General features: G+C 42.8%; 11 protein-coding genes. All 11 read right to left on the reverse strand.

What is annotated here, in order from left to right; genetic code table 11:
- Positions 1–9: 9 nt before the first annotated feature.
- Positions 10–438 carry a hypothetical protein gene (locus tag L4B77_RS06805; RefSeq protein ID WP_429749335.1) on the reverse strand — a complete coding sequence of 143 codons (429 nt, stop codon included), beginning with the start codon at positions 436–438 and terminating at the stop codon, positions 10–12.
- A complete protein-coding gene (locus L4B77_RS06810) occupies positions 431–1,537 on the reverse strand; it encodes a glycosyltransferase family 4 protein (protein ID WP_429749337.1) in 1,107 nt (368 codons plus the stop codon). The genes L4B77_RS06805 and L4B77_RS06810 overlap by 8 nt, the downstream gene beginning before the upstream one ends.
- The gene (locus L4B77_RS06815; protein ID WP_429749339.1) at positions 1,534–2,745 is read right to left on the reverse strand and encodes a glycosyltransferase family 4 protein; all 1,212 of its coding nucleotides are present in this window, start codon (positions 2,743–2,745) and stop codon (positions 1,534–1,536) included. Before L4B77_RS06815 ends, L4B77_RS06810 begins: the two co-directional genes overlap by 4 nt.
- Positions 2,742–3,740: a glycosyltransferase family 2 protein gene (locus tag L4B77_RS06820; RefSeq protein WP_429749341.1), complete on the reverse strand. Its 999-nt coding sequence runs from the start codon at positions 3,738–3,740 to the stop codon at positions 2,742–2,744. Before L4B77_RS06820 ends, L4B77_RS06815 begins: the two co-directional genes overlap by 4 nt.
- Positions 3,737–5,113 carry a capsular biosynthesis protein gene (locus L4B77_RS06825; RefSeq protein ID WP_429749343.1) on the reverse strand — a complete coding sequence of 459 codons (1,377 nt, stop codon included), beginning with the start codon at positions 5,111–5,113 and terminating at the stop codon, positions 3,737–3,739. The genes L4B77_RS06820 and L4B77_RS06825 overlap by 4 nt, the downstream gene beginning before the upstream one ends.
- On the reverse strand, positions 5,110–6,321 hold the full coding sequence (locus tag L4B77_RS06830; protein ID WP_429749345.1) for a lipopolysaccharide biosynthesis protein: 1,212 nt from the start codon (positions 6,319–6,321) through the stop codon (positions 5,110–5,112). Before L4B77_RS06830 ends, L4B77_RS06825 begins: the two co-directional genes overlap by 4 nt.
- Positions 6,321–8,537: an exopolysaccharide transport family protein gene (locus L4B77_RS06835; RefSeq protein WP_429749347.1), complete on the reverse strand. Its 2,217-nt coding sequence runs from the start codon at positions 8,535–8,537 to the stop codon at positions 6,321–6,323. The genes L4B77_RS06830 and L4B77_RS06835 overlap by 1 nt, the downstream gene beginning before the upstream one ends.
- A gap of 12 nt (positions 8,538–8,549) precedes the next feature.
- Positions 8,550–9,161, reverse strand: a complete 612-nt coding sequence (locus L4B77_RS06840; protein WP_429749349.1) for a polysaccharide biosynthesis/export family protein — start codon at positions 9,159–9,161, stop codon at positions 8,550–8,552.
- Between the two features lie 2 nt (positions 9,162–9,163).
- Complete coding sequence (locus L4B77_RS06845) at positions 9,164–10,468, reverse strand: outer membrane beta-barrel protein (protein ID WP_429749351.1); 1,305 nt, start codon at positions 10,466–10,468, stop codon at positions 9,164–9,166.
- Positions 10,452–11,867 carry an undecaprenyl-phosphate glucose phosphotransferase gene (locus L4B77_RS06850; RefSeq protein ID WP_429749353.1) on the reverse strand — a complete coding sequence of 472 codons (1,416 nt, stop codon included), beginning with the start codon at positions 11,865–11,867 and terminating at the stop codon, positions 10,452–10,454. Before L4B77_RS06850 ends, L4B77_RS06845 begins: the two co-directional genes overlap by 17 nt.
- A gap of 281 nt (positions 11,868–12,148) precedes the next feature.
- Positions 12,149–12,772, reverse strand: a complete 624-nt coding sequence (locus tag L4B77_RS06855; RefSeq protein WP_429749357.1) for a hypothetical protein — start codon at positions 12,770–12,772, stop codon at positions 12,149–12,151.
- Between the last annotated feature and the right edge of the window lie 42 nt (positions 12,773–12,814).

A 12,814-nucleotide genomic window follows, 5' to 3' on the forward strand; every position in this document is an offset into this window, starting at 1 on the left:
GCGGCTCCCTTACAGTGATTGAAACCAATCCCATATCCCTAGTGAAAAATTCTTGAACAAGTCAATGCCTAACGCCGACTTTAACAAATACAATGCCAACAAAGAGAGCATCACCCCCGTAAGGACAAACATGGTGAGGCATATCGTCGTTAGGTAAGCTAACCATTTCGACTCACCTTGACGTGCCGCAGCACGATGATCACGTCCACTCAGAAATACCACATAGAATCGCTTGCCAAACCAAGGAAAAATTTTACGGATATCGACAGAGTGCTTTGCGACTAAGCCAACTTGATTCACCGCTTTTTCAATGGCTAACTTTTGCTCTTCACTCAAGCTTTCTTGAGTTTCTTGCTGCAAAACTCGGTAAAACTGGGTCACCGCACGACTCTTTTCGGGCTCAGCCGTGCCATTATTTTGATTAGTACGCTCAGTCACGCTTATTTCCCACTATTTTATTATAAACGTCCGCCGTTTGATTCGCGATTTTATGCCAGTCATATCGTTCTAATAGGGGGGAATATTCTTGTAATGGCATCACACACCTTTTCTGTATTGTCTGTGATAATTCGTCGATATTCTTGACCGAAAAATAGCAATCCGAATCCAGTTCAACCGCGCAATTAGGGGCAATATCACTCACTACCACAGGCAACAAATACGACATCGCCTCTAGCAGTGCAATCGGTAAACCTTCATGATAAGAAGGCATTACGAATAGTTTTGCTTGAGAGAAGACAACTTGTAGCGCTTCCCCTTTAAGAAAACCAGTCAGTATTACACCAGGGATATCCTTCGCCGCTTGTTTCAACGAACGGCTGTATGCACTTTCATGGTCGCTATCCCCGACCAACACCAGTGGCATATCAAGCTTAGATTTTGCGTAAGCTTGAAGAAGATCATGGAAGCCTTTTTCTTCAACAAAACGCCCCACCGCGACAATATATCCACGTGCGGATAACTGATAGCGATCTAATGTGCATTGTACCGCCTCCTCAGCCACAGCCTTTGGAGCGTTGACGCCATTAAAAATAAGATTGGCATCATATCTTTGATAAGAGCGTTTAATCAGGTCATTGATCACTTCTGATATGACAATGACTTCATTGGCATAGTTGACGGCAAAACGCTCGCCAAGCTTCAAAACAACTTTGGCTAACTTTCCCCATTTCTCTCGCTGATAATCTGGACCATGGTGAGTGAATACCACTTTCTTTCCCATCAAACGTAATAACGGCACGACTAGACCAGGGCCGATTGCATGAACATGTACCACGTTAGAACCATCGGTTAAGGTTGACAATGCCGCAAGAGTCGAATGAACGATAGCTTCCAAAGACGTTTTTTTAGGTGCCCACAGAGTCTTAGTTTTGACCCCTTGATAACTCGCTGTTTTATAAGTGACATAAGGAGAGCGCGCGATAACCTCTACCTCAAACCCTTGCTCAACAAGAAGAGGATAAAGGTGCTGACAGTGTGTTTCGACACCCCCTAACACATCAGGAATGCCACGTGTTCCTAATACGGTTATTTTCATGATGGTTGACCTAATAAACGTTGATACAAATCCACTAACTGTCGATGATGTGAACTCAATGAGTAACGCGACTCTAACCTTTGCCTCGCTTGTTCGCCGTAGTGCTGTGTTAGCTCTGGATTTTCCGCAAATTCATTCATCACACTGGCAAGATCATGAGCATTACCCGCTTCAAATAAACGCCCTTCTTTTCCATCTCGAACTTGCTCAGGGATACCTCCGATGTTCGCACCGATAATAGGCTTGCCGTATGACATAGCCTCAAGAACAGACATTGAACAGTTTTCATAGCATTCAGAAGGGACAATAACCGCACTGGCTTGCTTAATCAGTGAGTGCAACTCATGGCCTGTTTTAAAGCCTAACCACTCAACCTTACTCTGTCTGCCAGACAAAGTGTCAGTAAGTGGTCCTGTACCGACTATTTTTAATGGTATTGATTGGTTAGATAACTCGTAAGCCGCGACCATTGTTGCCACGCCTTTTTCCTGACTCAACCGCCCTAAATACAAGAAATATCGATGATCAGCCACACCTTGCTGATCAACGTTCTCATCAATTCCATTAACAATGACTTCAATTCTATTCGTAGGAAGCTTGCGACGAATGATATTGGCTAAAAACTGACTCGGTGAAATGATCACATCCAGTGATTGATAGTTCTGAGCAAGCGATTGATACATCGCTTCTGCAACAAGCAAACCACTTTTAAACCATGAGCCTTGCTGGCATCGATACTTTAATGCATTAAATACACTGCCTTGCAAGCAAGCTTCACAGGTATGCCCATCGCGATACATGGTATAACTCGGGCAGGCGATTTTAGTATCATGAGCCGTGAGAACCGTTTTACATCCCGCCTGTTTGGCCACCTTGATGATGGAAGGCGTCAACTGATGGTAAATGTTGTGAAAATGGACGATATCGGGTTGCTCTGCGGCAATTAATTCGGAAAGCTTTTCACACGCTTCGGTGTTATGGACAAACCGTACTGCTGTTTTCAATGCACTGAGCAAACCGGTGTTGGCGTGGTAATCCACATTATCGACAAAATTCGCACTGTAGTCCGAAATGACATTGTCATTGTGGACCATTGCAAAGTCGATGACCGAAAACCCTCGCTCAATCAGCATCTCTCTTTCTTGAAAAAAGACCGTTTCAGCGCCGCCCTTTAAGAAAAAAAACTTATTGACCATTAACACTTTCATAATGGTTCTCGCTCGATCACTTTATGTTGCGGGGGTTGATTCGGATCTTTAATCGGTGACAATAACCCATTGACTAAGCCCGCAGCAAACACCGTTAAATTAACAACGCTCAGCGCTCCATCCTTTATCGAGCGATTTTTCAACGCTTTCATTATAAAGAAGAGCAGCAGTGGCAACAGACTCATCACCAACACAGACACATTGCCCACGAGCAACACCAACATTAACCAAGCGAGATAACAAGCAAAAATCAGCTCATTTCGAACCACACGTACCGCTTGTCGAAAATACGCTTGACCAAACGCACTCTTTAATAACTCACCTGACGCAAACAAATAACCCCGCTTCCAACGATAGCGCAGTAGCGTTAATGTCGGCATGTCATAAGAGGTATGGTGGAAAAATGGGGCATCCAAGCGATGTAATTTGTACCCCGCGTATTGAAGCCTCATACCAAGCTCTGCTTCCTCATAGGCATGTAACGTACGATGTGTTAGATAACCGATATCCTTGACAGCACTCGCTCGATACAACCCACCTCCAGCGAGATGATTGCAATCCCCCGTCGGGTATATTTTATGATGCCTTTGTTGACGAGACTTAAATTCATAGCTATTCGCTTCATCCATTTCAACCGTCCCAGCCACCGCGGCGTAAGTCGGTTCTTTTTCCAGAAAATTTATCGCCTCATCAATGAACCCGTCTTGCAAACACATATCGCCATCCAATAGCAGCAGATAATCACCGGTACTGTATAAGTAGCCAAGTTGAGGACCTACGCCGCAGCAACGATCCTTCTTATTCACTAACGTCACCACTTTAGCGCCATTTTCTAACGCGATTTTTTGCGTATCATCTTCGGATAAGCTGTCGGCAACAATGACATCATATTGGTAATGACTGAGATGACTTTGCACACTTTTAATCGTTGCAGCAATACCGTCTTGTTCATTGAGTGTTTTGATGATCACGGTAATTCTAGGTAAATGACTCATAACCTTGCTCCCGACTGAATAACAGACTTGCGTATCACGAGGCTTGCACCCAGTGATAAATAGAAAAGAAACTGCAACATAGGCACCAACATCAAGATTTGACTGTAAGGTAGGCTTAATAAGCCTGCAACGCTAAACGCAATAAACGCGGGTTGCCAAGAGAGCAGTTGAATATCTTGTGTCGATAGCTGCTCACGCTTGAGCACTTCCTTGGGCATCGATACCTTGAGCACCAGTAACATCGGACATAAAAATAGGATAAGTCCAACGACACCAAACTCCCACAACATCATGCTGAGCGACGTAGAATCGAGAAGCACGTTAAATATTTGGTTTAAGAAACCAGGCGCGACCGAGCTACCGTGGTTGGTGGCATTTAACCCATAGCCAAACCACACACTAGACCAACCATAAAGCTGATTATTATCCAACCAAAAGAACAACGTGGTCATGCGCCCTAATTCTCCCGTAGGTAAGATGTAATTTGAGTCATAGATATACTCTAAGGAGTCCCAAAACACCTGAAGAGCACCATGGTCAGGGGCAGTATTGAAGGTAGTCGCATACGAGGCGGCAAGCACCACGATGGCGAATAGAACCAATGCTGCCATCGCACAAACCATAAGAAATACTTTCTTTATATCCTGCTGCCTAACACCATAAACATAACTGGGGCATAGCCAAACAAAAACCAGCAGTACAGGGGCAAGCAAAATGACAAACTTAACTTCACCAAGCACACACAAAATGAACGCAGCAACAATATGCCCTATCATATTGAGTCGACTCACGACACCATGTCTAAATTCAGATAACTTAAGAAGCATTATCAGTAAACAGAATAGCCCTAGCGCTGCCGTGTTCCCCCCACCCATAGGATCACCGCCAAACGTCCCAACCACAGAGTCCCACTTTTCAAATGGACCTTTAAAAGCCACACGTTGCGGGACGACAACGAAAATCTGATACAAGATAACGGGGAATTGCAGATAGAAAATCCAATATAACGTCTGCACCACGCGGTAAAGCTGCGACTCTCGGATAAACCCCAACAGCAAACATAGAAAAATAAGCGACAACGCGAGTTCGTTCTTCCAACCGACAATGGTCACCGTCAGTCCGCTTTGCAAAAAGGTCGATACTAAGATCAACGTATAGGCCCCCACCAACAGCACAGAGAGTATGATTTCTATGTTATCGAACTTAACCGCCTCATAATTGGTTTGCATCAATCGCAATATCACCATCGCGAAGGCCGCAACAAACGGTAACCAAAGCACAGCCCCGATTCCGGTCAAATACTGCACTAACCCGCAAATAACCAACGTAACAAAGGCGTAAACCTGTAAAAAAAAGCCGTTATTAATCTTCAAGCCATCTCCATCGTGCGACGAAGTTGCACAGCCGTTTTGTTTACTTTGACATAGATAAACAGATATCGAATCGAAGAGAGTACTGAGAAAGCGATCACCGAATACGCATAGTCATGGATAAGAAATGGCAGTGCACCAAAAGCCAATAACACCACCACAAATTGCTCTAGCTGAATACGGAGAAAGTACCTAGGCGAACCATAAACCAATTCAAGTACGGTCAATGGGCAGACAGCTAATGCCATAAACAAATACGGCAACAGATAGCGAGACGTTGGCACTGAAGCGACCCATTCAGCATTAAAACCCAACTGCATCACTATCGGATAAAAAATAAAGACTCCTACTACGGCTACCGTTCCTAATACAAAGAGCAACCGGCGCACCTTTGAAAACTCGGCGTAATTGAACTGGCTGTGTCGAAAATCGACGGACCAACTGGAAAAAATAGAGTTTCTGACGGCATTGCCAACAATCACAATCGGCGCCAAGCAAAAGCGGCTTACTACCGCGTAATAACCAGCGACAACCGGACTGAACCAAACGTTAATGAGAATAACCGGTAAATTATTCGTCACCATAGCCAAAACCTCCGCGCTGCCAACTTTAACAATATGATGCTTGTGTTTACGGAAGAACGGAGACACAGGTGAAAACGAGAATAATTTCATATTCATCAGGCTTTTTGGTAGCGAGTAACCAATACATAGCAGCATGTACACCAACAATGATGCACCCCAAGCCCAATAGAATGTGCTCAAGTCTCCACTGATAGAAATCAGTAACAATACCAACATCGAAATGGATGTTCTTTGTAACGCAAGCAAGGTCATCTTCTGGTCTCTAAGTAATAAATTCTCAGAGATCAAAACCCATGCATGCGCCAAGGTTAAAATTAGAATTTGAAGAATAGGACGATCAAAAAACCATGCGATGCTCGCCGAATAAACCAGCGATGCACAAACACTAAACCAAAAACAAAAAGAGAGATTTTGCCCTAGCTCATTGAACGGTTGTTTTGGTAAGAGTAGTTGTGAAGCAAAGGTACAAACTTGTGCACCTATTAAGGCAATACTATACGTTAACGCGTACGACCCAACTTCCGACATCCCGTACCAATGCGAAATCAACCATATCGATCCAGCCCCAATTAGCTGAGACAATATCGATGATGTCGCAATAGTAGAAATGCTCTTAAGCAAACTCACTAAGACGCCTCGTCGAGCTTGAGTATATCCATGCTACCCTGAGCAATAAAACGCAGAGATTCTTCACCAACAATCCGGTCGTCACTCACTTGATTAAGCACGCCAAAAGCAGGCTCATTCAACAACGGTGATAATTTATTCAACTGTTGCTTTATTTCACTCGCCGTATGTTTCTCAGATTTAACCACGACAATCAAGCTATCCAAAAAGCGCAATAAGAGCTGTGTATCCTTACTATCATTCAGCGCTGGAAGCTTAATAATGACAGTATCGAAACGCTGACGAAGTGCCCTCAATGCAGACTCACACTCTGGACGAGAAAAAAACGTTAATGGCGATTCAGCCAGAATGCCCGGAGCAAGATAAGACAGTCCCGATGATAGAGGCTGAATGATTTGATCAATATCGAGTGATGATGGGACGTGTGATAATGAAGCACTGTTTTCAGTTCCGGTTTGTATCGAACCCAATTGATTCAACACGAGTTGACTGAATCCAGCCACTTCCTCTTGGTCGGCTGACTTAATGGTATCGCTGTCCGCAATAATATCTCTCGTGAACTCACCGTCTCCTCGATAATCCAAATCGAGTAATAGGGTTGATTTCACTTCACTTACTGCCGCAGCCAATAACAATGCCGTTGTTGTTGCCCCTTCTTTTCGGTATGATGATACAACACCTACGCATTGGCTTTTAGGGCGAGCTAACGATAGAGCAGTATAGGCCCCATTGCCGATCTCGTTCGCATATTGGTTAGAGAAAATTTGTTTACCTAATGCCCATGTCGACATCGGCTCACCAGTAAATACGGGCATATCCGTGAGTGGAATCAACCCAAATTTTTCTTCCAACTGTGCAAGTGTTGCTATTGTTTGCTTGGTGGCAGCCCGAATAATGATAATCAAAGCGCCGATTATCATTGTCATTATACTGACCATCACAACTAACAACGGCTTATTCGGTTTCGCAGGACGATCACTGACCACTGCCGGATCATAAATACGTGCGTCTTGCTCCCTATACGTAGTATTAAGAGCATGTTCGGTAGTGCGCAAATAAAGCTGCTCATACAGGGATTGCTTTTGAGTAAGATCGGCCATCAAACCGTCATAATGCTCGCGCTTACTGGCTAGTGCAGAGAAATCCTTTTTATGCAAAGCTAAAAGCGATTTATAGCGATTTTCTTTGATAAGATCGGCTTGATATTTTTGTTGAAGCCCTTGGCTCAATTCATTAAGCAACTGTGCCGTTTGCTTCTGAATCACCTTTATTTCAGCATTAGCTTCAATCACTTTAATATGTTTCGGGCCATATCGTCGAGTCAGCTCGGATAGTTTTCTTGTTGCTTGTATAAGCGCAATTCTCAGATCTTGTAGCTGAGGGTGAGAAGAAAAATCGGGCATCGAGGAAAGATCAGTATTATGATCTTTCATATATTTATTCACTAATTCATAATTGGCTTGTGAGGCTAAACGTCGCTCTTTTGCATCCGCCAATTTATTCGTAATAATAACGAGCTCTTCTGTTTGAAAGCCATCAACACCACGAAAAGTCAGCAACCCTTCTCTTTGCAAAAATGCATCTATCTCTTGCTTTTGCTGACGAATTTGCTTCTTGAGTACATCAAGCTGTTGCTGATTCCATAGTTTAGCTTGTTGTGTCCTTGCTATTTTTTGCTCCACCGTATAATCAATAAAGGCTTTTGCCACCCCATTGGCTATCATTGATGCCTGTTGTGGGCTGGCAGATTCATAAGAGACATAAACCAATTGAGTTAAGCGCACTAAAGTAAAGGTTAAATGCCGTTGCAGCTCTTTCACTGCATGATTAATGCGTAACTCTCTAGATAATGTCCAATCTCCATTATCGGCGAGCATTGCTCCATTAAATTGTTCATTTTTTTGCAACGCCATCGCCTCGACGGCTTTGACTAACACCACTCTGGATTGCATAAGGCTAAATTGAGTTTCGTAGTACTGTGAACGAGCAGAATCATAATTTTCTATCGGATCTATGGGTGACACATTGTCTGATTGCGCTTTTATCAATACCGTCGCCGTCGAAACGTATTTATCCGTCATTGACCAAATCACCGGTAAACTGAGTCCTGTAACAACAGCAGTAACCAGTAACAGTTTAAGTCCATGATTTTTCAAGGCGGTCAAAAGCGGCGTAAAATTAACGTTGCTTTCCAGAGATTTACCATGTTTTATCATTAATTTCTCACCTTAGAAAAAACTCTTCTCGACAATAACAACATCGCCCGGATAGACAGGATCTGTCATTTCGACATTCTTTATCATCTCTTTTTGCCCTGATGGCCGAATGTTAATATCACTTTCATCAGCCCGGTCAGTGAAACCACCAGCCATGGCAATCGCTTGTTCAACCGTCAGTTGTGGCTCATATTCATAGCCATTAGGGTTCTCAACTTCCCCGAGAAGGTAAAATTTACGGAACTCTTCCATAGTAACACTCACCATTGGCGATAAAACAAACCCGTCTTTTAAACGAGTTTCAATATCTTGCTCAATCGCATCGGTTGTTTGTCCAGAGAGCTGTACGAGGCCGATAAAAGGGAAATTAATAACACCGCGCTTACTTATTTTTAGAGACATCGACATATCTTCTTCTCCATACACCCAGATTCGTATCATATCCCCTGGTCGTAAAAAATACTTTCGTGTCTCATTATCAATGGACGGGTGGCCGTTAGTAGACACCACGGGAGCTGCACTTTGCACTTCTTTTTCAGGTGCCGCCGTGGTATCGGTTTCGGCGAAACTGATACTGCTAATCAATACACAGCAAGCCAGTAACAGTAGCTTTATTATATTCATATCTAAATCTGTACCTTTAGTGTCAGTCCAATTGTACTTTTGTCATAGCCAAGGTGGCGCTTTACTGAGCGTTTGGAGCTATCGTTAATAAAAAATTTCACGTCATCGGAATTAGAACGTTTGCGGGCAAATTGGTAGTTCAACTCGAGCCGAATTGATGGCCGAAAATCATACCCCAAGGTAGCCGATGCAACATCTAAATCATCCTTTCTATCGTTCTGTTGTATCCGATAATCATCGACTTCTCTTCCATAATCAAGCTTGGTGCTAAACCGCTCAACCCACCAATGGTGTTTCCACGACACACCCACTTTAGTGTGCAGAATATAACCGCCTTCTTCGGTAGGATCCTTAACTCTTCGCCAACCATAAAGCGACCATTCTGAATGTTTGACAGGTTGCCAGTTCATATTGGCGTCCCAATTTAGACCGCTGAAAGATTGTGCTTGGCTGTTATTCGTAAAGCGTTTATACAACCACGCTACATCGGCCTCTAAGGTCAATTTTCCCGTTCGATGAGACTTGAATCCGACGAGAGCATAATTTTCTGCAGAGTCCTTAGCCGGATTCGTTTCGTATTTTCGTAAATTGCTAATGAGACTATATCGGAATCGTGTACGCGATGAGTACTGATCAAACAGCTCGGCTGTGAGGGTATTTTCTTGCCACTCCTGCTCCTTGACATAATGATAAAAATCACTATCCGCACCTTGTATTTCGTCCAACTTGTCATAGGTGATATCTTTAATTTGCCAGGCAAAGTCTAACTTCCCTCGCCCCTCTGGCGCCCCATAGCTGTATCGTAGTTCGCTATTGAAAAACTTATTCTGTAACGGTGTTTTCACACCAAAAGCATTAAACTGAGTGGGGTTGAAACCTTCCGTTAGCTCTGTGCCTCTTTCTTCATGCCCCCAATCTTGCTGAATAAACCAATTCAGACTGTGCTTAAGCCCAAACCTCAACGAAGATTGAAACATTAAAAAGTGGTCGGTGTAATCATCATCGCTTGCATTGTCGTAACGTGAATACTCACCAGAGTACACCAACAGGTATCGATCCTGCCCACGCTCACCGACTGCACGCAAATATGGCGTTAACGTGGTATATGCGGAATCCATCTCGTTCATAGGGTTAACTTGATAGGTCACATTTGAATCCTGACCATACTCAACGCCGACCCGTGACTGGACATCAATACCGGCGACAGTGATATGTGACTTAGGCGTAAGTTCAGCCTGACAAGTGTAGCTAACCAAACCCAGCAAAACCACAGCGCTGATGCTGGCTAGGCTAGTATGCCTTTTCACTAACAAACCCTTTAAATATTGTTAGAAACACGATTTTAATGTCCAACCAAAGTGACCAACCCTGTAAATAAGCAATGTCATATTCAACCCGCTTACTCATTTTATCGACAGTTTCTGTCTCTCCACGGTAGCCATTAATTTGCGCCCAGCCAGTAATACCTGGCTTTATTTTATGTCTAACCATGTAGTTAGAGACGATCTTTCGATACTGCTCATTATGTGCAACGGCATGGGGTCTAGGGCCAACGATAGACATGGAACCTTGCAACACATTGAAAAATTGTGGCAGTTCATCTAATGATGTACGACGAATAAAAGCACCAAATTTGGTGACTCTTGGGTCCGATTGTGTTGCCTGTTTAAAATCTTCGCCATTCTCCATCACATTCATCGAGCGAAATTTCCATACCTTGATCTGTTTACCCCCCAACCCATAGCGATACTGTTTAAATAAGATCGGTCCTTTAGAGCTGAGTTTGACTCCGATCGCCACCGCAACCAGAACAGGGGTAATAAAGAGTAAAATGAGACTCGCTAAGACAATATCTTCGATACGCTTAATTATCCCGCCGATTCCATCAAATGGCGTACCGAAAATACTTAACGCTTGTACATTACCAACCGCCTTAAATTGGGAGGCCGAAAGGTTATAGCTGTATAGATCTGGAACCATAAAAGTATCGACTGTTGTGTCAGATAATCGTGTTAAACAGTGAATTATTCGCTCTTTTGCCACCATAGGTAACGCAATATAAACTTCATCAATTTGGTTGCTTTGTGCCTTTTCAATCAGCAGATCAACGTTACCGGCGTAACGAGATTTGATCATGTAGCCAAATCGCTCTTCGTTTCGATCATCATACAATTCAATTTCTATGTCCTGTCGCCGATAGAAAATCTGTAACTGCTTTTCCAAAGCGATCGCCGCTGGTGACAACCCAACAATTGCGATTCGCTTTACCTTTTTGTATTTTGTAAAGCACTGTCGATAGATCGAAAAGGCTATCACTCGAATTAAAATGGTGGATAACATCGCGCAGGTAAACCAAAAATAATAGAAGCCACCCCGAAAATGGCTTATTTGACTCCCGGCTAACCCCCCTATGTTATATTTAACAACTTCCATCGCAATTAGAGTAAGGGAAGCTGTCGCGATAATTCGAACAATAGAAGAGTCAAGACGCCGACGAATGTGAACTCGGTATAAATGGCAATACTCACCAAACAGTAAAAAGAATACCGCGACAAAAAACGCTTCTGCAACATCAATTGCGGTCTCATCAGCAAATACCGTATTGATAATAATGACCAAAGACAGATTTATTAGAAGAAAATCCATCGTTTTAAATAATGGTGCATAGCCGTCTTCTGCAATTTTCAGGGCTTGTTTTGTATTCATAAACGAAAAATACACCTCGATACATGTCGTTAACTTTATTAATTAAAATGAAAACATTTTGACCATTTTACATTCTGTAGATAGAGAAGTCCAAATGTTGTTCAGCAGGAAAGCGCATGAATACTTTATGAACATAGGTTCACCTTCCATTGAAGACAATATTTTCTTTAAATGTTTTTCCTATTTAGATCTTACACTTAACGTTTTTTTACTTACCGACGACAGTTGAAGTGCAAAAAATAACGAAGCTCATTCAACGTACCTCATGTTGTTAAGGACTCTTAAAAGGAAAATTGCACCCCTAATTCATAACCGACTTCCGCCTGATCTCGTTCTGCATACTCTAAATTAGCGACCAATCCAAATACAGAGCCAAACTGAAAAACATTTTTCAGCTTCACCTCGTCTCTTGCTATATCTAAAAAATCGTGTTGATAAGAGACTCCCATCAACCAATGATTCGCAATTTGTTTCCTAACCATTACCTGACAGTACGTCCCTCGTTCTGAATATGAAGCACTATAATCACTATCAGCACGATAGTTTATTGCACCGCAAGATAAAGAACTTGCCATTGCGTCGCCCAATCGACCAATAATGCCCCCACCCGCTTGCCAACTATCAACCTCAGAACTAAACCGAGTTAAAAAATCAGTCTTTCCTTCGATATATACATAATCAGCGACTTGAGCGCTAACATCCAAGTACAGCCCTCCCATTGCCTTTTTATCTTTATTGTTATATTCATCATCGAGATAAGCTTTCAAAGATCCAGACTTAAAACTAGCACCTTTATAACCAAACCCTATGTGAGAGAAGTTATTAACGACATCACTTGAGGCAAAACTATAACTCGATACAAAGAGCGCAATAGGAATTAATATATTTATCATTCGACATTTCATAAAATTAAAGTCTAGGTTAGGTTTAAGATTGCTATATGCTAC

Origin of the sequence: Vibrio minamisatsumaniensis, assembly GCF_050337445.1 — a bacterium.
Lineage (GTDB): Bacteria > Pseudomonadota > Gammaproteobacteria > Enterobacterales > Vibrionaceae > Vibrio > Vibrio artabrorum.

Coding starts and splice junctions, on each gene's coding strand:
- L4B77_RS06855 (WP_429749357.1), bottom strand. CDS start 12,772: ATGAAATGTCGAATGATAAATATATTAATTCCTATTGCGCTCTTTGTA.
- L4B77_RS06820 (WP_429749341.1), bottom strand. CDS start 3,740: ATGAGTCATTTACCTAGAATTACCGTGATCATCAAAACACTCAATGAA.
- L4B77_RS06840 (WP_429749349.1), bottom strand. CDS start 9,161: ATGAATATAATAAAGCTACTGTTACTGGCTTGCTGTGTATTGATTAGC.
- L4B77_RS06810 (WP_429749337.1), bottom strand. CDS start 1,537: ATGAAAATAACCGTATTAGGAACACGTGGCATTCCTGATGTGTTAGGG.
- L4B77_RS06835 (WP_429749347.1), bottom strand. CDS start 8,537: ATGATAAAACATGGTAAATCTCTGGAAAGCAACGTTAATTTTACGCCG.
- L4B77_RS06850 (WP_429749353.1), bottom strand. CDS start 11,867: ATGAATACAAAACAAGCCCTGAAAATTGCAGAAGACGGCTATGCACCA.
- L4B77_RS06815 (WP_429749339.1), bottom strand. CDS start 2,745: ATGAAAGTGTTAATGGTCAATAAGTTTTTTTTCTTAAAGGGCGGCGCT.